The sequence below is a fragment of the Thiopseudomonas sp. SA1F2-1K genome, assembly GCF_057443035.1.
In genome coordinates this window covers 119553-143269 of record NZ_JBYAVU010000002.1, presented here as the reverse complement: position 1 = coordinate 143269, position 23717 = coordinate 119553, and the positions used below count along the sequence as shown (strand labels likewise).

General features: G+C 44.3%; 19 protein-coding genes and 2 pseudogenes. 9 read left to right on the top strand and 12 right to left on the bottom strand.

Features of this window, described 5'->3' with window-relative positions; translation table 11 throughout:
• A complete protein-coding gene (locus AC2T15_RS12720) occupies positions 1–1488 on the bottom strand; it encodes a SulP family inorganic anion transporter (protein WP_286597017.1) in 1488 nt (495 codons plus the stop codon).
• Positions 1489–1927: 439 nt separating this feature from the next.
• On the opposite strand from AC2T15_RS12720, the gene AC2T15_RS12715 reads away from it, so the two are divergent.
• The 8 genes and pseudogenes from AC2T15_RS12715 to AC2T15_RS12680 all read left to right on the top strand — a co-directional run bounded on the left by AC2T15_RS12715 (position 1928) and on the right by AC2T15_RS12680 (position 7825).
• On the top strand, positions 1928–2287 hold the full coding sequence (locus AC2T15_RS12715; RefSeq protein ID WP_286594245.1) for a metalloregulator ArsR/SmtB family transcription factor: 360 nt from the start codon (positions 1928–1930) through the stop codon (positions 2285–2287).
• Positions 2274–2552 (top strand): annotated as a pseudogene (locus AC2T15_RS12710) (NADPH-dependent FMN reductase); the annotation flags it as partial. The gene AC2T15_RS12715 and the pseudogene AC2T15_RS12710, both read left to right, overlap by 14 nt.
• Before the next feature lie 106 nt (positions 2553–2658).
• Positions 2659–3960 carry an ISL3 family transposase gene (locus tag AC2T15_RS12705; RefSeq protein ID WP_486779074.1) on the top strand — a complete coding sequence of 434 codons (1302 nt, stop codon included), beginning with the start codon at positions 2659–2661 and terminating at the stop codon, positions 3958–3960.
• Positions 3926–4417 (top strand): annotated as a pseudogene (locus AC2T15_RS12700) (NAD(P)H-dependent oxidoreductase); the annotation flags it as partial. The gene AC2T15_RS12705 and the pseudogene AC2T15_RS12700, both read left to right, overlap by 35 nt.
• 10 nt (positions 4418–4427) lie before the next feature.
• Positions 4428–5519 (top strand): ACR3 family arsenite efflux transporter, encoded by a 1092-nt coding sequence (gene arsB, locus AC2T15_RS12695; RefSeq protein WP_286594248.1) that lies wholly within the window; start codon positions 4428–4430, stop codon positions 5517–5519.
• Between the two features lie 10 nt (positions 5520–5529).
• Positions 5530–5958, top strand: a complete 429-nt coding sequence (gene arsC, locus AC2T15_RS12690; RefSeq protein WP_486779073.1) for an arsenate reductase (glutaredoxin) — start codon at positions 5530–5532, stop codon at positions 5956–5958.
• A 16-nt stretch (positions 5959–5974) separates the two neighbouring features.
• Complete coding sequence (locus AC2T15_RS12685; RefSeq protein WP_486779072.1) at positions 5975–6634, top strand: NADPH-dependent FMN reductase; 660 nt, start codon at positions 5975–5977, stop codon at positions 6632–6634.
• Positions 6635–6749: 115 nt separating this feature from the next.
• Positions 6750–7825, top strand: a protein-coding gene (locus tag AC2T15_RS12680) for an IS3 family transposase (RefSeq protein WP_486779071.1) whose coding sequence is annotated in 2 segments (ribosomal slippage) — positions 6750–6999 and positions 6999–7825 — 1077 coding nt in all. Because the reading frame shifts where the segments join, the coding sequence is not laid out codon by codon here.
• Between the two features lie 191 nt (positions 7826–8016).
• Here the strand turns inward: AC2T15_RS12680 and AC2T15_RS12675 are convergent.
• From AC2T15_RS12675 to AC2T15_RS12630, 10 genes are all read right to left on the bottom strand, one after another.
• The gene (locus AC2T15_RS12675) at positions 8017–10722 is read right to left on the bottom strand and encodes a DEAD/DEAH box helicase (protein ID WP_486779070.1); all 2706 of its coding nucleotides are present in this window, start codon (positions 10720–10722) and stop codon (positions 8017–8019) included.
• Positions 10723–10737: 15 nt separating this feature from the next.
• Positions 10738–12270, bottom strand: coding sequence for a site-specific DNA-methyltransferase (locus tag AC2T15_RS12670; protein WP_486778357.1), 1533 nt, complete (start codon positions 12268–12270; stop codon positions 10738–10740).
• A 98-nt stretch (positions 12271–12368) separates the two neighbouring features.
• Complete coding sequence (locus AC2T15_RS12665) at positions 12369–12518, bottom strand: hypothetical protein (RefSeq protein ID WP_486778358.1); 150 nt, start codon at positions 12516–12518, stop codon at positions 12369–12371.
• A gap of 167 nt (positions 12519–12685) precedes the next feature.
• A complete protein-coding gene (locus AC2T15_RS12660; RefSeq protein WP_486778359.1) occupies positions 12686–13906 on the bottom strand; it encodes a helix-turn-helix domain-containing protein in 1221 nt (406 codons plus the stop codon).
• Positions 13907–13918: 12 nt separating this feature from the next.
• Positions 13919–14206, bottom strand: coding sequence for a type II toxin-antitoxin system HigB family toxin (locus AC2T15_RS12655; RefSeq protein ID WP_486778360.1), 288 nt, complete (start codon positions 14204–14206; stop codon positions 13919–13921).
• 212 nt (positions 14207–14418) lie between these two features.
• Positions 14419–16017: a Tn7-like element transposition protein TnsE gene (locus AC2T15_RS12650; RefSeq protein ID WP_486778361.1), complete on the bottom strand. Its 1599-nt coding sequence runs from the start codon at positions 16015–16017 to the stop codon at positions 14419–14421.
• Positions 15989–17533 (bottom strand): TniQ family protein, encoded by a 1545-nt coding sequence (locus AC2T15_RS12645; protein ID WP_486778362.1) that lies wholly within the window; start codon positions 17531–17533, stop codon positions 15989–15991. Before AC2T15_RS12645 ends, AC2T15_RS12650 begins: the two co-directional genes overlap by 29 nt.
• 5 nt (positions 17534–17538) lie before the next feature.
• Positions 17539–19206 carry an AAA family ATPase gene (locus AC2T15_RS12640; RefSeq protein ID WP_486778363.1) on the bottom strand — a complete coding sequence of 556 codons (1668 nt, stop codon included), beginning with the start codon at positions 19204–19206 and terminating at the stop codon, positions 17539–17541.
• Entirely contained in the window at positions 19203–19640 is a 438-nt protein-coding gene (locus AC2T15_RS12635) for a hypothetical protein (protein WP_486779069.1), read from the bottom strand. Before AC2T15_RS12635 ends, AC2T15_RS12640 begins: the two co-directional genes overlap by 4 nt.
• A 132-nt stretch (positions 19641–19772) precedes the next feature.
• Positions 19773–20528, bottom strand: a complete 756-nt coding sequence (locus AC2T15_RS12630; RefSeq protein WP_172767836.1) for an IS5 family transposase — start codon at positions 20526–20528, stop codon at positions 19773–19775.
• A gap of 149 nt (positions 20529–20677) precedes the next feature.
• Here AC2T15_RS12630 and abc-f point away from each other — a divergent pair, with 149 nt between their 5' ends.
• Complete coding sequence (abc-f, locus tag AC2T15_RS12625; protein ID WP_252447443.1) at positions 20678–22624, top strand: ribosomal protection-like ABC-F family protein; 1947 nt, start codon at positions 20678–20680, stop codon at positions 22622–22624.
• Positions 22625–22951: 327 nt separating this feature from the next.
• On the opposite strand, the gene AC2T15_RS12620 is transcribed toward abc-f, so the two are convergent.
• Positions 22952–23707 (bottom strand): IS5 family transposase, encoded by a 756-nt coding sequence (locus AC2T15_RS12620; protein WP_172767836.1) that lies wholly within the window; start codon positions 23705–23707, stop codon positions 22952–22954.
• Positions 23708–23717: the final 10 nt, after the last annotated feature.

Here is a 23717-nt window from a genome sequence, read left to right as displayed (position 1 = left end):
TTAATGGCCAGCCATCAGTTTTTCGACTTCTTTGGGATCATTGTGTACGCCAAATTTATCAACAATAGTGGCAGTAGCGGCTGTCATACCGATAATCTCTACATCAGCCCCTAAGCGTTTGAACTTAATAACCACTTTGTCCAAGGACGATACAGCAGTAATATCCCAGAAATGCGCATGACTGAGATCAATAACGACCTTGTCCACGGCTTCTTTAAAATCAAATGCAGAAGCAAACTGATCAGATGAAGCAAAGAAAACCTGACCAATAACTTGATAAACCCGTACATTGTTCTCTGTTTGCTGCGGTTTCACTACCATAAAACGACCGATTTTATTGGCAAAGAATAAGGTTGCTAGCAGCACACCCACTAATACACCTATGGCTAAGTTATGGGTGAAAACAACCACCACAACGGTGGCAATCATCACGATATTAGTAGAAAGAGGATGTTTTTTAAGATCTTTAACAGAGCTCCATGAGAAGGTACCGATAGAGACCATTATCATTACTGCAACGAGGGCGGCCATAGGAATCAGCTTGAGCCAGTCGCCTAAGAAAACGATTAAAATTAACAAAAAAACTCCGGCAGAAAAGGTAGATAAGCGCCCTTTACCACCTGATTTAATATTAATTATAGATTGCCCAATCATAGCGCAGCCTGCCATACCGCCCATTAATCCTGCGCCAATATTGGCGATACCTTGACCTTTACACTCACGGTTTTTATCACTGTCGGTATCTGTTAAATCATCAACAATCGTTGCTGTCATCATCGATTCCAGCAAGCCCACTACGGCTAATCCTATGGAGTATGGCAGGATGATTAGCAGTGTTTCCCATGTTAAAGGTACTTCGGGCCATAAAAATATTGGCAAGGTGTCCGGTAATTGGCCCATATCGCCGACGGTGCGTATATCAAGTCCACTCACGATGGCAACAGTGGTTAACAGCACAATACAAACAAGCGGTGAAGGAATAGTCTTGCCAATCACGGGGAGATATGGAAATAGGTAAATAATTCCAAGGCCTGTGGCTGTCATGGCGTAAACATGCCAAGTCACATTGGTCAGTTCAGGCAGTTGCGCCATAAAAATAAGAATAGCGAGCGCGTTTACAAACCCTGTCACCACCGATCGCGACACAAAGCGCATTAAGTTACCAAGCTTGAGGTAGCCTGCGAAAATTTGAATCACCCCAGTTAGTAAAGTAGCTGCAAGCAGGTACTCAAGTCCGTGGTCTCGGACCAAGGTCACCATCAGTAACGCCATGGCTCCGGTAGCCGCAGAAATCATCCCGGGCCGCCCACCGACTATAGCGATAATCACAGCAATACAAAACGAAGCATACAAACCAACTTTTGGATCAACGCCCGCAATGATTGAGAACGCAATAGCCTCTGGAATTAAGGCTAGAGCGACAACAATACCTGCAAGTAAATCACCGCGGATATTAGAGAGCCATTCAAGTTTCATTTTTTCAAACATGAGTAAACCTTGTAATAAGCAAGCAGCAGCGCAAATATCTGTCGCGCTAAGATGCAAAGTGTGCAGTGCTAGCTACGACAATTTAAATGACATTACTGAGTTTTAGTGAGTTATTTTTGGCGCAAAAAAGCGCCTGCCATTTTTTGGCAGTTGGTGCAGCCATCGGCAAATTGGATGACTAAGAGGAAGGGAAGCTAGGGTGGACTAATTCGCAAAGTGTGTGCCTTCATGCACTGCTAAGTAAAAAACAGCTTGGAATGATCGCATCGATACCCGTGCCGGTCAACCGCTCATGTTTACTAAAGAGTCAGTAAGAAGAGCTCAGATGAACGGGTTATAGGTTTGTAGTCGGCGCTTTTATTATTGACACTTCATTCTTCATATGCGAATATTTTAATATGTTAAATTCTTAATGTATTGAGCCAGCGGCGGTATTTCAGTGGATTTGATTCAGTTCTTAAAATGCCTTTCAGACCTTAATAGGCTCACCTGCCTTGGCTTGATCCAAAGAGCGGGGGAGGCGTGTGTGTGTGAGATCCAAGTTGCACTAAATCAAGAGCAACCAAAGGTGTCGCAATATTTAGCGCAATTACGCAAGTGTGGAATTTTGCAAAGTGAGCGACGTGGAAAGTGGGTGTATTACCGCTTGTCTGCTGACTTGCCAAACTGGGCATTCCAGGTCATCACTTCCTCAATTGAAAATAATCCAGAGCTATTTGCCGACGCAATAGCTCTGTTTGACAGTATTCATAGCAGCAGTGCTTGCGATAACGAGAGCAATAACAATGCAGACAAATAATCCGTTAGAAAATCTTATTACTGAGCAGATTAGCTTACCCAGTCAGGATCAGTTTTCTACGCTAGATTCTAACCACCCACCACGAATTTTACTGTTATACGGCTCATTGCGTCAGCGTTCATTCAGTCGTTTGGTTGTTGAAGAAAGCGCAAGATTGCTCAAACACATGGGCGCCGAGGTGCGTATTTTTAATCCTGAAGGTTTACCGCAGCCTGACACTGCAGATGAGTCGCATCCAAAGGTGCAAGAATTACGTGATTTAATGGGGCTCTTCGCATTTGAGGGTGTGGAAAAAATCTGACCGGCTGGAAAAGGAGTCGGGGATCTTAGAAAATGTAAGCTCCTACACAAACAAAAACTAAGCCCCCGACATGAGCAATCTTACCTTTTCCAGCCCAGACCTTTCCAGCTTTTGCCAACTAAATATCCTCGGCCTGACTGCCACTGGACAACATCTTTGTGCAGAACGCGCCGTCATCGAATGCCGTTTCACCAAAGCATCTGAGCCGTGCCCCAAGTGCGGGGCTGCTGGCGTTTCACGCGGTACTGTCGATAGACATCTTGCCCACGCGCCTTACGGGCAACGACCAACCAGATTGCTGTTGCGCATCCGTCGCTGGCGTTGTACTTGCGGTTGTTTCTGGCACGAAGATACCAGCAGTGCTGCGCCGCCACGCGCAAAGCTTTCCCATGGAGCGATACGCTGGGCCTTGGCTGCCATCGTGCTGGATGACTTGTCGATATCGCGCATTGCAAACCATCTGAACGTTGCTTGGCACACTGTTAATAGCGCTATTCTCAAAGAAGGTCAGCGCCTGCTTTTTAATGATCCGAAGCGGTTTGACGGTGTGACCGTGCTCGGTGTGGATGAGCATGTCTGGCGGCATACACGCTGGGGTGACAAGTACGTCACCATCGTGGTTGACCTTACGCCCGTGCGTAACAAAACTGGGCCGGCCCGCTTGCTCGATGTGCTGGAAGGCCGCTCCAAACAAGCCTTTAAACAGTGGCTGAACAATCGTCCCAAGGCTTGGCGTGACCAGATTGAAAGCATTGCCATGGACGGTTTTACGGGGTTTAAATCTGCGGCACAAGAAGCCTTGCCCCAAGCCCAAACCGTACTGGATCCCTTTCATGTGGTGCGCTGGGCAAGCAACATGCTGGATGAATGCCGCCGGCGTGTGCAACAAGACGTCCTAGGCCGTAGAGGGCGTAAAAACGACCCGCTCTACAAAAGCCGTCGAACGCTGCTGACCCGGATCAGCTACCTGTCTGACGCCAACAAAAAGCAACTGTTCCAGCTGTTTGCAGATGAGCACCACCTCGAAGTGGATTGCACTTGGAACATGTACCAACGGGTGGTCAGCGCCTACAACGAGCCGGATCGAAGGCGTGGTAAAAAACTCATGGAAGAGGTCATAAATATCATTACAGCCAGTGACTTGCCCAAAGCGCTCATCGAGGTGAAAGGCTTGGGAAAAACGCTGAAAAAATACGCGGATAGCATCCTGGCCTACTTCGACCGACCAGGAACCAGCAACGGACCTACAGAAGCTATCAATGGTCGGCTAGAACACTTGCGAGGCACTGCTTTGGGCTTTAGAAATTTAACCAACTACATCGCCAGGTGCCTGCTGAAATCCGGAGGGTTTAGAAACCAGCTACACCCTTAAATGCGAAGAGCCTTTAATGGTGTGGTCGGAAGGTCAAGTCTGGTGCTCGCCTGAACGACATGGTGCGATGACAGGGATTTTCAAAAGCCAAATCGACTGGATACCACTTAGCCTCGGTGCTGTGCGCCCCACACAAGGGAAAACCTTAGCAGTAATGCAGGTGTGTGGCGGTTCTCAATCTTTTAATGTGGTCAATCAGCTCCGTGTATTGGGTCGCTGGATGCGGATGTTTACCATCCCAAATCAATCCTCGGTTGCCAAAGCCTATCTTGAGTTCGATGAAAATAATCGTATGAAACCCTCGCCTTACTACAACCGCATTGTTGATGTTATGGAGGAGTTGGTGAAGTTCACTTTGCTATTGCGCAACAATGCACCTTACCTGACTGATCGTTATTCAGAACGTGTAGAGAGTGCAGAAGAACTCAGTCAGCGCGTCAATCAACGCTCAATTTAAGGACAGTTTGATGACAACAGTTAAATCAGAAAATGCTCCAAGCACCTCTGAGGGCATGGGATTATTTGAACGCTACCTTACCCTTTGGGTGGCTTTAGCCATTATCGCGGGTGTTTTGATAGGGCAGTTTGCGCCAGTTATTCCTCAAGCTTTATCGCGCTTTGAGTATGCTCAAGTATCCATACCGGTGGCTGTACTGATTTGGGCAATGATTTTTCCAATGATGCTGCAAGTCGACTTTAGCTCGATTAAAAATGTAGGTAAGCAACCCAAAGGATTGGTGATTACCACGAGCGTAAACTGGCTGATCAAACCTTTTACGATGTTCGCAGTCGCTTGGTTTTTCTTTATGGTGGTTTTTGAACCATTGCTACCTGCGGCCATAGCCAGCGAATACTTAGCTGGTGCGATCTTATTAGGGGCAGCTCCGTGTACGGCGATGGTGTTTGTGTGGAGCTATCTCACCCGAGGTGATGCCGCTTATACCTTGGTGCAGGTCGCCGTGAATGACTTGATTATGCTAGTCGCCTTTGCCCCTATCGTGGTTTTACTGCTTGGCATTTCTAATATCCAGGTGCCTTGGGACACAGTGTTGTTGTCGGTGCTGCTGTATATCGTCATACCCCTAGCTGCCGGTTATTGGGTGCGAAATAATGTTATCAAGCGCCGAGGCCTGGCGTGGTTTAACGATGTGTTCCTGAAGCGTGTTGCTTCGATTACACCGGTTGGATTGATAGTCACTTTGGTGCTGTTATTTGCATTTCAAGGCGATGTCATTATTGCGAATCCATTGCATATTGTACTGATTGCAATCCCGCTGATTCTCCAAACAGTATTAGTGTTTGCTATTGCTTACGGTTGGGCCAAAGCATGGCGTGTGCCCCACGCAATCGCAGCGCCTGCCGGTATGATTGCGGCCAGTAACTTTTTTGAGTTAGCGGTGGCGGTTGCTATTGCTCTATTTGGTCTGCAATCTGGAGCGGCATTAGCCACTGTCGTTGGGGTGTTAGTTGAGGTTCCTTTAATGCTCGCGCTGGTGCGTTTTGCCAATAAAACGCGTCACCATTTCCCAGCTTCTGCCGTAGCAGAGCAATCCTCTTAAAGGACACATTATGCTGGTTATTTATCATAATCCCGAATGCGGCACTTCACGTAATGCACTTAAAATTATCCAGGACGCTGGTTACTCACCGATAGTCATTGAGTACCTAAAAGACGGCTGGACAGGCGCGCAGTTACTTGGGTTATTTGCGGCCGCCAATTTAACCCCCCAACAGGCCTTGCGGACCACTAAATCGCCTGCCGCCGAGCTGGGTTTGCTGGCCGATAATGTTTCTGATCAAGCAATTCTTGAGGCGATGATAAAGCATCCAATATTGGTCAATCGCCCGATTGTTTGCAGCCCCAAAGGGGTTAGATTGTGTCGGCCCAGTGAAGTAGTACTCGACTTACTAGATAGCTGGCCAAAAGGTCCTTACTACAAAGAAGATAGCGAGCAAATACTCAACGCAGACGGCACACGCACAAGCTCAGTCCAATAGTTTAAGGCTCAATCAGATGAACATACTTATTTTTTTAGGAAGCGTTCGACAAAGCACGCCGCCGGCCCCAGTCCGTCTTGGTGAACGTGTTGCTTTATCGTGCAAGCAACATATTGAGCGTCAGTTTTCAGCGCTTCAAGTTGAAGTAATTGACCCTCTTGATTTTGAGTTAGGACCTATCTTCAAGCCGCATTTTTCCTACACAAACACAGACGTTCCATTATCACTGCAAATATTGGCTGAGAAAATTGAGAAGGCAGATGGTTATGTGATGGTCAGTCCTGAGTACAATCACTCAATGAGCCCTGCGTTAGCCAACTTATTGAACCACTTTGGTAGCTCATTATTTTCTTATAAGTCTTCAATGATTGTGACCTACTCCGCAGGTCAATGGGGCGGGGCAAGAGCCGCTGTTAATATGCGCACCTTCTTATCAGAGCTTGGCTGTCTTCCTGTTTCAGCAATGATCCATATTCCTAAGGCGCAAGAAGTGCTAAACGAAAATGGAGATTTTAGCAATGAAGTCAACCCGGAAAAATGGGCAGGCTATTACCAGAGAGCATTTAGCCAGTTGCACTGGTGGGCAATGGCCGCCAAGCGCCACCATGCTAGTAAAGAGGGTGAGCAACGTCCGGTAGCCTTCAAACGAAATCCTGCGCAACGAAATGCGCCCTGAAATGACGCCTCATTGCGTTTTGAGTGCTTGGGATAGGCATGAACTGTAACTACCCCGTAAAATAATACAGCCCGCTCGTAGAATTTCTTTTAAACTAAAACAAAGGAGTTTTACGATGAGCAAACGCATGACTGAGAGCCAGATCGTGGCGATTTTAAAAGAAGCCGAAGCCGGTATGCCGGTTAAAGATCTCTGCCGTAAGTACGGCATTGGTAATTCAACGTTTTATAAATGGCGTGAAAAATACGGCGGCATGGAAGCATCCGATGTGCGCCGTTTAAAAGAGCTTGAAGAAGAAAACCGTCGGCTCAAACAAATGTATGCGGATTTGAGCCTAAAATCGCAGATGCAAGAAGATATTATAAAAAAGCTTTAGCACCTGTGGCAGAACGAAAAGTTTGGGCACGTGAGCTACAGGTGCAGTATAACGCGAGCGTTGTAACGTGCTGTAATGCGGTTGGCATCAGCCGTACCGCTTATTATTACGAACCTAAGTTAACCGATGACACTGCAATCATTGATGCACTCAATGCGTTGATTGAAAAACATCATCGCTGGGGTTTTCCAAAGTGCTTCAAACGTCTTCGCAAGCTAGGCCACAGCTGGAATCACAAGCGAGTATATCGTGTTTATACTGAGTTAAAACTGAACCTGCGGCGCAAAGGCAAGCGACGCGTGCCTAACCGCAACCCTGAGCCTCTGGCTGCGCCTAGTGCGCTGGGTAAGTGCTGGTCAATGGACTTTATGAGCGACAGCTTACACAACAAAGTCCGGTTTCGGACATTCAATGTTATTGATGATTTTAACCGTGAAATACTCGGCATTGATATCGCGACCAGTATGCCATCGTTGCGTGTAATACGTTATCTGGACCAGCTGGCTGAATGGCACGGTTACCCTGAGAAAATTCGCGTTGATAACGGCAGTGAATTTACCTCAGAAGTCTTCACCAGCTGGGCAAAAGTGCATGGCATTATGATTGATTACATCAAACCTGGTTGCTCTTACCAAAACGCATGCATTGAGCGATTTAACCGAACGTATCGTGATGATGTACTGGATTTATATATTTTCAACAACCTGAATGAGGTAAAGCAAATAACCGAAAACTGGATTGAGTTATATAACACTGAACGACCACACGACTCACTGAATGACATGACGCCGTTAGAGTACCGAAATGCGGCATAAATTCTCTACGAGATGGCTGTGTTATAAATGGGGTATTTACAACAAGAGCATCATTCAGTATCGACTCGTGCGCATTGTCGACAATGACAGGAAGTACGTAGCGGTACTTGAGCGGTGTCAAATTACTTCGGTGGCTTGTGCATCCACACACTCAGTGGGGCACCTTTCTTCACCACTGAAGCCTATAGGCTTCAGTGCCTTCTTTCTATCGTGTCCAAAATCTGTTGTCTAACATCACGACCATCTTGATCTTGTTTTACCGCCATAATAAACACGCATTTACCGTGACTCAGCTGCGCCCATTTATTACCCACTTCTCGTTTTTCCGCCGAGTCATCATTGCTGGCATACACGTCACCTTTGTATTCCACCACCAGCATGCGGCCATCATTCAATTCACAGACAAAATCAGGGTAAAACTTGCTATGCGCCAAAGGCAACCAAAACGAAGCGTGATCACGGCGCACTAGATTACGAATCCAGTATTTTATTTGCGGTAGGCTTTCAATCGCTTTAGCGCACTCGAACTCTTCGCCCGTAGACTTTAGGTCTTCAATCAAATTCTGCGGGAAAAAATGTTTGGTAAATTGAAAACTACCCGAATAATACGGTGGGCGTGACGGATATTTATCGGGCTTGAACTCATACAAAAACTCATCAGACAAGCAGGCGGTACTGCTGCTATCAAACAGAGAGTGCTGGTAGCTATTTTTTTGCGCCTTAGCACGGTACATGCCGATTAAATCGCGAATGGCACGCGCCAATGGAAACTTATTACGCACCAAGGCCGTTAATGTCATATCGTATTTTTGCAGTAAATTCTTTACCAACAGGGCGATAAAACCAGTTAATTGCTGCTGCACAACATCAGTTTGACGCAGCTCTTTATCCAGCCAACGAATAAGATCTTGCTCAGTCAGATCCAGAAAGCCTTGATTAAAAGGTACGGCATCTTTTTGTTCGGAAATCTTATAAATGACTTTTTTGCCATCAAAATCAATAGCAAAACTGCTGCTGGTTTCATGCAAAGTAAAGTTTTTCAGCTCAGCAGGATAGTCAAGCAAGTTCCAGTTACAGGCATGCAACAACACCTCGGACTCAATCAGCTCCAGCTGTCCTTGTTGCAGCATGCACAGTTGCGGCAAGGCACCAAACACTTCACCACGTTCAGAAGGCGCTTTACGGGCTTGAATAGTTTGGTTATGTACACGCACATTGCGTTCAAAGGTCTGACGTTCTTTACCCGACTTAACCTGCTTAGTGAGCGCCTTCTGTATGTTCTCAGTGACTTCCCCCGTTACTTTTATCACTGTGGTTTGGCTGGCAGTATCTGTGGTGGTGGTGATTTGTTGTTTTTCTGCATCGGATAACGCAGAAAAATCTGGCAGCTCACCAACCTCCACTACTAATGCGGGGGCGACCACTGGGCGTGGCTGCGCTGGTGCATTATTACCAAATAAATCATCTTGTTGCGGATGTGCGGCTTGCTCGCGTAAAAACGCGGCAATTTCCATTTCTTCAAAACCCATAGCAATCAGGGTATCGGATAGCTCTTGCGCTGCGCGGCTAAATTTACTCGTCGCTAGGTGCGCATAGGCACGGTTTAGATCTTCAATCATGCGGCGTTTTGCATAAGGCATCCGCAATACGCGCCCTAACAATTGCTCAGCGTCTTTGCTCGATGACACTTGTTTCACCGAACAAAACACATAAGCAAAGGAGCAGTCCCAGCCTTCTTTTAAGGCCTCAATGGTAATGATGTATTCAATAGGACAGCTGCGTTCAAATAGGTTGATGCCATCCAGCTCGCGCTGATTACCGGTCACCACAGCAATTTTATTTTCTTCGATTTTCAGCTGTTCAATCAGATGTTTTTTTAATACTTCAACCGTCACTTCAGCATTTTTATTTTCCGCTTGAAACAGCGCAATGGGGCGAATGTAGTCTTCATCTTTTTGCGCATCAATGGCCAATTTGTTGCGCGTAATAACTGCATCTTGTATAGCATCCTGCCAGTTTTGATGCTCAGTCAGCACAATCGGCAGTTTAATCATTTCTTCCGCTTTTAACTCAGCTGCGGAAACATGAAATAGCACATTACTGCCATTGGTATTAGTGGTATTAGGCGTGGCGGTTAACTCAATAATCACTGCGGGATGCACGCGATGCAAAGTGTCAAAAGTTAAACTGGTGCGCGCATTATGCGCTTCATCCACGATGACGATTGGACGGTACACTGCCAGCAAGTTGGCGAAGGAAAACTTGACTTTCCCCAGCTCAGCCTTGGTTAAACCGTTTTCTTGCAGATCGCTTTCAGTAACACGCTCTAATAGTGACCATGAAGGGTGGTTACTATTGATTTTGGCAAAGTGCGGCTCAAAGTTTTCGTGGTAAGCATAGACTTTGCGCCCCGAGGTATCATTAACGCGCAAGTTCGCCATTGTGGAAACCACGACAATGGCTTTGCTGCCAATATCTTGCGGGCGAATCTGCGTGACCTCATCAATATCCAGCACCAACACTTGGCGATTAAAGGCGCGGTCAAGATTTTGCCTATAGGGATGACCTGGCTTTTTCAGTGCTTCAACAGTTTGTTGGCGAATGGTGATACTCGGGACCAGCCACAGAGTAATAGGCGCATCGCTTTCTAAATAATGCTGCGCTGCCACTTCTACCGCATAAGAGCCCAGCACTGTTTTACCGCCACCGGTTGGAATGCGCAAGCAGAAATAAGGTGTTTGACCAAAGCTGTATTCTTGGTAAGCATGCGAGGGTAAATCTTGTTCAGCCAGTGCTGCGCTATACGCCTCAGCAACCGAATCGGCCTGCAAACAACGCGATAAAAACGATTGCATGACATCGACAGCACGCTGCTGATAGCCCTTTAATTTAAACATCTGTGTAGTCCTTACTCAAAGCATGCCAACGTCATAGGGGATTTGTTTAAAGGTGATATTGGCTTGCTGCAAACGTGCAGCACCCAAACGGCAAGATTCACCATAAATCACAATTTTTTGCTGGTTCTGAATATCAGGTAACTCATTGAGCACGGCACTGGTGAGCACATTGCCACCTTGTGGCCGACGATCACCTAAAATACCGTTATACAACAGGTAATACGCTGTATCGTTATTAACACCCAGTAACGGGCTATCCGCTTGGCCTTGCAGCGGTGTTTTGTTTTCTAAATACCAAATATGTGCCGCTAAGCTCGGGAATTTAATCTCGCTATTTAGGCTACCGTATTCATCAAATACCGCCTCACCCAATTTAAAGAAGCGAAAGCCACCGCCTCCTTGCCAATCAACGGCTTTGGATATGCCACCTTGTTCGCCATCGACGACTTTCTGTAAACGGGTTTGGCAATGGGTTTGTGCATGCTCACCCATTTCGATACCGATATAACGGCGGTTCATTTTGTGGGCAACGGCGGCGGTGGTGCCTGAGCCGAGGAAAGAGTCGAGAACGAGGTCGTTTGGATTAGTGGCAATTTCCAAGACTCTCTGCAAAAGTGACTCTGGTTTAGGTGTCGAAAAAGGGTGTGCCTTATTAAGTGCCAAAATTTCTCGTTTAGCTGTCTGGTTGTTTCCTACGTCATCGTGGCGCCAGACAGTTGTCGGTACAGTTCCCTCGCGAACTACAGTTTCAAATTTCTTTAATCGTGGAACGCTATTTGTTCCTTTAACCCCCCACCAGATTAAATTCTCACTTACGTTTTGCTGATGTGATTTTTGATCATAAGCCCACACCCTAACCGGGTTAGGCCAAACTTCTTCGCCAGTATTTGGGTTAACTATCGGATAATATAAATTAGGTCGCTCATTTTTTGACTTTGCACAAGTGTAATCACCAGAACTCCATGCCCCCCTAGGGTCATTGTCTGGATTCTTAAAATTTCTTGACTGTTTTAAGCTTCGTTTTAATAAATTAGGAAACCATCCATCACGATTTTTTGCATACAGAAAAATATGGTCATGATTTTGACTTAACCATTTTGCGTCATTTTGGGGTGAAAACTTTTTTTCCCACATGATGTTTGCAATAAAATTCCGTCGACCAAATACCTCATCACACACCACTTTTAAATAATGCGCTTCATGGTCATCAATAGTGATCCAAATGCTGCCATCTTCTGCCAACAACTCCCGCAGCAACTCCAAGCGCGGGTACATCAACGATAGCCATTTGCTGTGCTCTAAATTATCGTCGTAATGCTCAAAGGCTGATTGAGTGTTGTAAGGCGGGTCAATAAAAACACACTTCACTTTGCCAGCATAAAAAGGAATCAGCGCTTTCAAGGCTTCCAAGTTATCACCCTGAATTAGCAGATTTTCATTATCGGCATCGCCATAGGACAGCTCCGGCACTTCCTCAAGCAAACGATAAGTTGACTTCTGCGCGGCTGTTACCGCTTGGTCTTTATTGAGCCAATGAAGAATAGGCATGATTTTCCTTAAGCATTTATGCAGTCAAACAGGGCTTTACCCAATTTCATAAAACAAAACAGGCTCCAAAGAGCCTGTTGCTTGCTATTAAATCTTAATTAGCTCGCAGACTTAACAACAATCGGAAAAGCTCGAAAGCCATAGTTCTTTGCGTAAATACGGTGTCCACGCTTAGTCGTAATACTGGCCACAAACTTTACCTCATACCCTTCTGGCATGGGTAGATCTAGCTTGAGTTGCTTTGGCATAGCATATTTCACCTCCTTAATAAGTGCAGGTTCTTCATTGCTATGCCATACAAAAGCTTCTAAAATCACTTTTGCTGTGTTTGCAGCATACCAATGTCGGTTTGGCACCTATATCAAACCGATTTAAACAGAGAGGTGGTTACCGCCACTTCTCTCTGTTTTATTTCTTAGCTAATTTTAAACATTGCCTTAACAACATCCTTACCAAGCATGTTATGCAAGAGTCTCCAGTTCCCCGTTTCTTTACGCACGCGACCTGCAACAATGGCGGGGCTGATATTAAGCTGTTGTGCTAATTTAAGCGCATCTGCAGCAGCATAAGTATTTTTAACCATACTAGCCTGCCATGCCTCCATAGGGATTAATGCTTCTTGCGCTATTTCATCCGCTTCTGCTTCTTGCTGTTCTGCTCGTTGGGTTTTATCGTCTAAATCATCCATAACAATGGGTTCGGCTGGGCTTAGATGTTTTTGAACATGAGCCAGCTCATGTATAAGCACAAACCAAAAATGGTCTAAACGATCATATCTTAATGTAACGCCTACTACAGCACGGTCGCCTAACAACATGGCAGCACCGTCTAAATAGGTTTTTTTGAAGTGCGGCTCTACGACTAAAACAATGCCGTAGCGGGCTAAATATTCTTTGGCTAGCTTTGGACCTTCAGTATATTCAGACAGTTTTACCAGCTCGCTAAGCCACTCCTTGGTAATTACACCCTGTGTGTAAGATGTCTCAATAGGTTCTGCCAAGGCTTGCTTTTTGACTATCGCTACCCAAGCTAACAGCGCCATATCATTCATGGCGCGAGTGCCTGTTTGTGTTTGCGGAGCGCGCAATAGAGCCATATCCGCTGACAAAAAATCTCCAAACGTCTTTCTGATGAGCTCTTCTGCAATATCACTCAACGCAGGAAGCGAGGCAGCAATGTACTTCGCCCCAAAGCAGCCACGCTTAGCCATTTCCTTTAAAGGGAAGCTGGTGTAATCAAAAAGAGCCGGCTTGTTTAAATCTATATCAATTGGGCTTTCGTTCAGTAATACATCAGCAGGAATGCCTAATCCTTTATGCAAATTGCGCATCATGGCCAAGGTTAAAGGGCGCTTACCGTTTAACACATCAGACACCTTTGATTGGCTACCCAGGTAAGGCGCTAAATCTTTGGCTGACATACCCATTTGATCCATGCGAAAACGAATCGCGTCGACTGGATCAACACTTGGCGTGGGGGAAGCTTTACGTTCGTAGTCTTCAATCACTAAGGCAAGAAGTTCGATGGTGTCATTATTACTGTTATCGTCAGCTTCCATTAGGCGTAATAAATGAGCAACCGCCTGAGCGTGTTGCTCATCAGTTTTAATCACTTTTACTGCTGCTAATTCATTCATAAGCCACCTCCACTACTCAAACTTCTTTTTGCTGTATTCAGCATGGGTTCCCACCCAATCAATCACAACCATGCCCATCTGGTACTTAACGACCACAACAAGACGGTAATGATTGCCACCAATATTAAAAATCACTTTGTTCTTCGCTAAAAAATCAGCCTGTTGATAGCGATTTTTAATATCGTGTGGTGTTTTCCAATCGGCGCACTCTACCTCTTTACGCCAGGCATCCAAAGCTACTTTTGAGCCTGCATGCTTGCGCTTGAACTTATCCAGTAAAAGTACGTTGATTAACCTCATGGGCTCTACCGATCGAAAACTTGGCTTAATGATACTACCCTGCAAGGGAAGCGTCAATTTATAAATTATAAAGCAAGGTGCGACTCACTTATTTTAAATCTAAAGGCCTGTTGTTTTTAATACTTCTAATTACTGCATTAAATCTCCAGACTTTAATTAGCAAGCGAAATTTCGCAGGATGTGTATAAAGAGTCGGTAGCAGTGAAACGAGTTTAGCCTGAAAGAATTTCTAATTTTACTCTTTCTGCCCACTTCTGAATTGACTTACAATCTAGTAGCCCTCTATTTTCGGCTGGTGACTGAGGGTGCGAGATCCGTTTGTAATGGCCCTTGAGTGTTCGCGTCAGAAAGTGAGTTGGCCACACTAATGACTGCTTAACTAACTGTTTTTCTAGTTCTCCAATATATTTATGGGGGTCTAATGATACGTTTTTATGCTTTATTAGCAGGGTTGATAGGCTGCTTGAGTTGTCGGTCGTATCAACCTCGACTAGAGAATACAAATGATTATCTTTCTTGAGCAGATACCACACAAAGTAGCGAGGACTTCCATCTCTACGCAGATGCTTAGAATAGCCATAAATAGTTGGCAGCTTACGAATTTCACGATGTATATGAGTGCAATCAGGTATGCTTACTAACTGCTGAACCATCGCATCAAAAGCTTTAAATTTGTCAGTATAAATATCGGCGTTATCATTTTTTTCGCTAGTTGCGTTGTAGTCTGCAGGCGATAGAGTCCCGTGAATACTCGATTCATCGGTGCTTACTTCTAGGCTATTTTTTTCAAGTGGCTCCGTTTGGACTTCTTTTGTTCCATAGCCTCCTGCTCGGGTTTTTCCTGCTCTGATACGTGTTGTTTTAAATGACTGCGCAAACTCAAATATCACTGCAGGTGCATCAATTTGTAATTCTTCAAGGTCAGTGTTTGGCTCTTCATCGTCATCAATCATTAGTTCTGCCCCTGTATTGGATCTGGCTTGCCCTGAGCGCCCTTGCCCTGGCTGTCCAACATCAAATCTGGGGTCAACAATATCTACGTGTGTAGGGCAGCTGGAAGGCAGTTTAGAGATGCCATCTATTTCATACACAAAGAACGCATTCAATTCTGACTCATAGTGACCACGTAGTGCTAGTTCAGCGCCTACTAACGCTGGCGGGTCAAATTGAAAATCCCATAGTCTATATTTATCACTGTCATAACCATTCTTGAGCTGATAAGTAGCAATACTCTCAAATGAATGCCGTACATCCTCGTCTAATAAAAGCCAGGCGAGCCGTTGTCTGAGTGCGTCATCACTTCTTGCCTTTAGGGGCAAGCTAGAGGTTGGTAATATATTAATCCAGACTTTATTTAGTTCACTTTCCTGCTGGACATCGAACTCTTGGGATAGACCATTGTGGATTAGCGATAGACGGGCAAGGTAGGCCGTATGCAAAAACAGTACACGAGCCAGCTCAATTTGCGGCAAGAAGTATCGGACTCCATTGAAGTCAAATACAAAGCACCATTGCTTAGCATCTCGTGCGCGGTTTACCGCTGGTATAGGGCATACCTTGATCTGCTCAACTTCCCAAGAGCGAGTGCTCGCTATGGTTACACTTCTCGTAAACCCTGCTTGTGTTAATGCCTTGGTTGCATTGAGTACTCGACGCCTTGCCAATATTGGTACTTGCGAAAAACCAAAATATTGCTTCTGTTGATGAGGAGTTAATTTAACATTAATATTCCAATCTGAGCCCCCATGGCGGCGGAATATAGACCCAATTTCTTTGATCCTGCTATCGTCTTTTAGACCTTTGAACTTCATGCTGTGTACTCATCAATATATCTAAATAAACTCTAGCCTGTTCTGTTAACCGCTCATCACTGAGGGTAGCATTTCTCAGCAGTCTCCATCGTGGCGGCGTATCAAATAGGGTTAGTAGGTAGTTGTGGGCATTTTGTAAGCGTCGAATTTGGTACTGTGCGACGCTTTCCACGTGATCTGCCAGGAATGAATTGGATAAAGGCATTCGGCTAATATTTTTCTCAACGGTCGAAGCGTTGCCCAATAGTTTGAAAAAGCAGGCTTTAGAACGTCGAGGCCCTTGCGGATTAGATTGCAAGAAAAGTGTTAGCTGTCGCAAAGCATGCAAATACTCTCTGTCCCGTTTGTCCCAGTCCACACGTCGACTGATAGGCTTTGCTTTAGGAGCTGCATGTTGGTAATTGGTATCTAGCAGCCACTCGCGGTGCTGACGATATAGCCTAGCGTATAGGGCTTTAGAATTTTGCCGAGCTTGCTTGGGTGGGTGTAATACTAATAAATTAAGCCAGTCTTCTTGATCAAGTGTCAGATTGATGTGTACTGGCGTTTTAACCTGAACAAGTTGTTGTTTATTACTATTTATTGGGTATTGACTGGCTTCTTTAATGGCTTCAGTAATTTGCCAGTTATTTCCAAGTAAAGCTTGGTGCACAACAATGTGTTCAAGATAGTTGAAGCTTTTTCGGTGCTTACGAAAGATACATCTGAGCCAGTCAGACTCATTTTTACTTGAACCTTGTGGCAAAAGCTGATGCCTGCTGAGCCACTTCACTGGCCAAGCTTGCAAGACTTTGTCTTTTACCGCTTGATGATTTATTTGTGTTTTTCTGTACGTTAAATTGAGTTTGCTGGCGAGGTTGCGATAGTACATTGACCACTGTTCAAAGCTCGGCGAAGTTTGAGCGGGAAACTGCAGTAGTTGTCGTACCTGATGATTGACCCATAGTGACGCTTGGCTGCCAGCGCGCTGTTTAGTCAGAGAGCAATGCTCTGGAGATGCGGCAATAAAATGGTGACGTTCAATAAGCGGCCTAGCAATACGTGTATTAATTAATACGCCATGCTTAGGGCATGCATCGATTCCTTCTGCTTGCCATTCTCTGAGCCAAAAATACTCACCATATTGGTTACGTTGTTCGATTAAGCAGCCTGGGCAGTAGCGGACAAAACGAGGTGTTTGGACTCGTGATGCGGCAACACCTAAAGCAAGCTGGGACGCTCCTTGAGAGCCAATTAGCCATTGCATACACTGTCTACGGCGACCTTCAGGAACAAATGGGGCATAGAGCGGGAATAATGTATGGCTGTAAATCAGTGCTTCTGGAGTGAGTGTGCTGGGTAGCCAGCGTGCAACTTTTTCGATATTACTGGGCAAGTCAATCGTTGCCATAACAGTACGCGATCCAAATACCTCATCCAGTAATTGTTTAGGGCTGATTAGCCCCTGCCGAACACCAGCTCTTGCGATTGTGCTGTACAGCAACTCTTCAGCGTAAGGGACTGGGAAATTCAGCATGCCACTTACCTGAAAGAGTTTACCCACTGCTCAGTATCGAACAATAAGCCTGCTTGTTGTAGTGATTTTTGAATATCCACATCATTGGCGGCTTGAGAGTGCAGGAATCTCAGGTCATCAGACTCTAACGTGTGCCAGTCTGTTTTCTTGATACTTTGTGCTTTTGGAGTTGGAGTTGGAGTTGTTAGCTTCGGTTTTACTGTATCAGTATTTTGATACCAGGACAGGATCAATGGCATAAGATCCTTCATGTGCATTTGCGGGTGGTCCTCAAAAGCTCTATTGATCAGCGGTTCTAGTAAATCCGATGCGTAACCCATATCAACCAGCATATTGTGCAGACGGATGGCTTGTTCATTGCCACGATATTTAGCCACTACATCAATACTTTCCTGATGCGAATGTAATAAGTTACTTAATTCCAATATTTTACGATCAACGTCAGGGATCGTCAGGTCTGAGTAACGCGCGATTTTAATAATATCTCCTGATCTCAGAGCATCTATCATCGGGTGAATCGGTTTGAGCTCATCTTCGTATACTCTTTTCATGAGTTCTGGAGTAATGCGCTCGATCTTAGTTACGACCGCTCTGATTTGAGAGAGAACAAATAGCTTGATAACAACATCCATTATCCCTTGGGAAAGATCGTACCAAGTTTCTCTAAGCTCATCAGAAATCACAGGCGCTGCTTTAGTTAGCCACTGATACTTCCAAAGTTGATTGGTGAAAGCCCCCCATTCTGAGCGTGATACATTTTGCTCTGGCAAGGGTTTACTTAATGGCTCCCACAAAATGGAGCCATATCCAGCACCCCGGCGCGCTGAGCGTAAGTCCAGTTCAAAAACAGGCTTAGCTTTTGGTGTGCCTACCATTACAACTGGGACTGATATTTCGTTAACAAGAGTTACAAAGAAATTAAGCATGCGCTCTGAGCCACCCGAGCGCTTGACACTCAGGTGCTGAATTTCATCTATCACAAGAAGGCCAATCGCATGAGTGTTTGCAGTATGTGCCATCATTGCAATCAAAGTTTCTACACCGTGGCGTTTTTCAACGTAGCGGCGTACATAGTTAGTGCCCAGTATTGCGTCAATTTCTCTGAAAAAGTTATGACATAGGCTCTTTAGAGAACCGTCATGCGGGCAATCAATTTTAAGAAATACAATTTGCGTGAAATTGTATTTTTCGTGATAAAGCAGTTGTGGGTAAGTTGCTAGAATACGATTTAATGAGCTTGTCTTACCAGAGCCTGAGCAGCCAATAAATGCCATGCTTTTAGCAGTTGATTCGACATGCTCAAAGCGGAAAACACCCAGGTCACCTTGCATGACACGTTCGTAACCGTTTTGGATATGGGTATTTAAATCGCCATTAGCTAAGTTTCTACCGACATAACCTTGGCGAAGCAAAACAGATAGCTTTGATTCTAACTCTATATGGCGCGATAACGGTTGAAAAAAGCTATCTAACAACTGAGAAATGACGTGAATACGAGTCTGAACATCAAGATAGATATCGTTCGGACGAAATGTAACTTTGCCTGAGAGCCCATCTCTTAACTGAGTCCGATCGAGTATCGGTGGTAGTGCTTCAATAAGAGGGTTTCCGTCATACTGGCTGACTCCAGTCTGATGATATATGGCTTGAAGCATACCTTTTGGTAGAGTCATTCATCATCTCCAAATAACTCATCAAGAAAATTAGGATAAGCAGCGTCTTCAGGCGGATTATGTAAGTATCTGACGTCGGCTTTTGGTTTTGAATCAGTAGTTTTAGAGTCGGGTCGGCGTTGCTGCCGTTCAGCATTGCGAGCCTCCAATCTGCTTTTCTTAATCCCAGCCAACGTTTCAGTTTTCGAGTCACCAAAATAGGCAGGACGCAGCTTTTCTGCGGCCCTGATTGTTTTATCAATTATATTTTCTAGCGCTCTCTTATTTTCTTGTTCAGACAGTTTGGCAGTAGCTATTGCTTTTTTCTGCTGTTGTTTGCTTGCCCACATCTCCCACATGGACTTGCCTCTGAACTCTCTGGAGCGATCTGTTAACAAACATTCCCAATAATCTGGCTGGCCCTTATCAGGGAAAACATAAATCACATCAGCCACTGCTGGGTCGTAAGCTGCTATAAAAGAGCTTGGACGCTGCTGCCGTGTTCTATGGAGCCAGCCCGTCTCGACTAACTCCCTGCAGGTATAATAAGCACCAAAACATTGGATACCATAGGGTCTGTTGAACATTCATAGTTTCAACCAAACGTATGCACAGGCTAAAGCAACATTGCTACTGTAGCTACTTTTTAGCTTATCATAGCGAGTTGCTAAGCCTCTAAAGTGCTTTAAGGTTGCAAACATATTCTCCACGACATGCCGCGCTTTATAAATATGCCAGTCCATATGCCTATTGTCTTTTAAACTATTCTTTCTATTAGGAATGTTTGGATGAACTTCGTTTTTTAATAAACTCATTTTAAAATCTTCTGAGATATATCCTCGATCAGCATTGAGGATTTTTGTCTCCTTTAATTCAACTTTCTTAATCAGTTCAGGCGCTACTTTAACATCATGAGTTGCTCCATCGCTTACTAAAAAATCCAAGGGATTTCCATGAGCATCGACGATCATATGAATTTTGGTGCTATTACCGCCGGCACTTTTAGCGATCGCCTCTGACTTAGGATTCCCTATCCCGGCACTACTTTGATGCGCTCGAATATGAGTTCCATCAATAGATAGCCACTCCATATCAGGATCTTTAATAAGCTGTTTAAAAATTTTGGTGAATTTATCCAATTTTGTCCATCTTCTAAAAGTTTTAAAAACGGTATTATATTTTCCAAAGCATTCTGGTAAATATCGCCATGGACAGCCTGTTTTCAGGCGATATAAGATTCCGGTGAAAATATTTCTTAAATTTGGTTTGTCATAGATATTCAAATCTAGGAGAATAGGCTTTAGTTTCAACCAAAGCTTGTCATTAAGTAATGTTTGAAGCATAAGAATAGAGAGTTAGTATTGTTTTTTTACGATTACATTTTACTACTCTCTATTTTTTTTATTTCAAATGTTCAACAGACCCTTATTCTTTTCTCAAATTTCGGTATAATTCATCTCCTGACTCACTTAAAAGATAAAAAACAATAGTTATGATTGAATTCCAAGGCCTCACTGTCCGTATGAATGCCAACGTCCTCATCGAGGGCTTTAGCTTCTCTGTTGCGCCAAGAATGCGTATCGGCCTTGTCGGTAAAAATGGTACCGGCAAAACCACCCTTTTTAATACCATTCTCGGTCGCCTTGATCCTGATAAAGGGGATATTCATATCCCGAAAAATGCTGTCATGGCAGAAGTGGCACAGGAGATCAGCAATACTGAGCTCACAGCTTTTGAATATATCTTAAGTGGCGATGAAGAACTCGCACAGCTCCGCATAGATGAAGAAGCAGCGCTACTTGAAGGCGATGCCACTAAAATTTGCGACATCTACACGCGCCTAGAAGAGATCGATGGCTACCGTGCCGATAGTCGTGCTTATCAGCTACTTGATGGTCTTGGCTTTAAAGCTGAAGATTACCATAAGCAGGTCAAAGAATTCTCAGGCGGTTGGCGTATGCGTCTAAATATCGGTAAAGCATTGATGTGCCGCTCTGATATTCTCCTTCTTGACGAACCAACGAACCACTTGGACTTTGAAACGTTTGTTTGGGTAGAAGGTTGGCTAAAGCAATATCGTGGGATCTTAATTGTGATCTCCCATGACAGAGACTTCCTTGACAATATCTGTACGCATATCATTCATCTCTATCAACAAAAAGCAACGCCATATACAGGAAACTACACAGACTTCCTGCGCCTTAAAGCGGAAAAACTCGCGCTTCAACAAGCACAATATGAGAAAAATGAGAAAACCCGTGCACATCTTCAAAAGTTTGTGGATCGCTTTAGTGCAAAGGCAACAAAAGCTAAACAGGCTCAAAGTCGCGTAAAAGCGCTTGAAAAACTTGAAGATATCGCACCAGTACTTGCAGAGAATGAATTCACATTCAACTTCCAAGAACCTGACCGTCTTCCTGATCCACTCATTCGTCTTGATGATGTGAGTTTTAGCTACGATGGAAAACGTAATATCATCGAAAACTTAGATCTCACGATTACCCCAGAAACACGCATGGGCGTATTAGGACGTAACGGTGAAGGTAAATCAACGCTTATCAAGATGATTGCCGGCGAAAATAAGCCAACCGCAGGGTCGATTATTGCTTCTGAACATCTTCGCGTAGGTTACTTCTCTCAACATCAGGTCGAGTATTTAACCCTCGATGAAACGCCGATATGGCATCTTGTACAACTCGATAAAAATCTCACAATGCAAGGCGCTCGTAACTTCTTAGGATCATTCGGCTTCCATGGCGATAAAGTGATCGAAAGTATTGGTCCATTCTCAGGTGGCGAAAAAGCACGTCTTGCACTTGCAATGATCGTTTATCAAAAACCAAACCTCCTGCTTCTCGATGAACCGACGAACCACTTAGATATCGAAATGCGTGAAGCGATTGCCATGGCGCTTCAAGAATTTACCGGTGGCGTTCTGATGGTTTCCCATGACGCATCACTGTTAGAGCTTTGCTGTGACCAATTCGTACTTGTGGCGAATAAAGGCTTTACTGAGTTTAAAGGCGACCTTGAAGATTACCGTAACTATCTTATCGAGCAGAACCGCTTAGCGAATCGCACGGAAAAAGCAGGTGATGGTAAATCTAAAGCCGAAAAGAAAGCGGAGAAAAAAGCCGAAAAAAAGCAAAGAACAGAGATCAGTCGTGATGAACGAAAAGAGCTTCAAGCAGAGCTCCGCCGTTTAACGAAGGACTCTGAACAAGCAGAAAAACGTATCGGCAAACTTCATGAGAAAATCGATGCCATCGATGCGGTATTAGGGGATCCTGAAACCTATGAAAAAAAATCGCCAGAAGAGCTTTTAAAGATTGATACGGATAAATCAGCCCTAGAAGCAGAACTTTCAACATTAGAAGAATCATGGCTAACAGATTCAGAGCGCGTTGAAGAGCTAACAGCTCTTTTAGAGACTGAATAATCACCATTTTAATTTCTAAATGATTTCTCTTTCCTAAAATAGAAATCAACATAATAATCATTGTAAAATCCCAGCATTGTAAAAGTGTTGGGATTTTTTATGCGAGATTCTTTTTTGATAGAAGCATCTTTCAATTCCATCTAAAACATATAAAACGTATAAAATGCAGAAAACAATTGATCCATTTAATGCAGATACAGTGCCTGATACTCCACTCTAAGTTAAAGTGCCGGCATTAATGGTCCTTCAATTTTGAATTTCCGGATGCATGATCGAGAAGATATCAGCGTCTCAACTGCTGACGCGAGATTAGGGTCTGTTGAACATTCATAGTTTCAACCAAACGTATGCACAGGCTAAAGCAACATTGCTACTGTAGCTACTTTTTAGCTTATCATAGCGAGTTGCTAAGCCTCTAAAGTGCTTTAAGGTTGCAAACATATTCTCCACGACATGCCGCGCTTTATAAATATGCCAGTCCATATGCCTATTGTCTTTTAAACTATTCTTTCTATTAGGAATGTTTGGATGAACTTCGTTTTTTAATAAACTCATTTTAAAATCTTCTGAGATATATCCTCGATCAGCATTGAGGATTTTTGTCTCCTTTAATTCAACTTTCTTAATCAGTTCAGGCGCTACTTTAACATCATGAGTTGCTCCATCGCTTACTAAAAAATCCAAGGGATTTCCATGAGCATCGACGATCATATGAATTTTGGTGCTATTACCGCCGGCACTTTTAGCGATCGCCTCTGACTTAGGATTCCCTATCCCGGCACTACTTTGATGCGCTCGAATATGAGTTCCATCAATAGATAGCCACTCCATATCAGGATCTTTAATAAGCTGTTTAAAAATTTTGGTGAATTTATCCAATTTTGTCCATCTTCTAAAAGTTTTAAAAACGGTATTATATTTTCCAAAGCATTCTGGTAAATATCGCCATGGACAGCCTGTTTTCAGGCGATATAAGATTCCGGTGAAAATATTTCTTAAATTTGGTTTGTCATAGATATTCAAATCTAGGAGAATAGGCTTTAGTTTCAACCAAAGCTTGTCATTAAGTAATGTTTGAAGCATAAGAATAGAG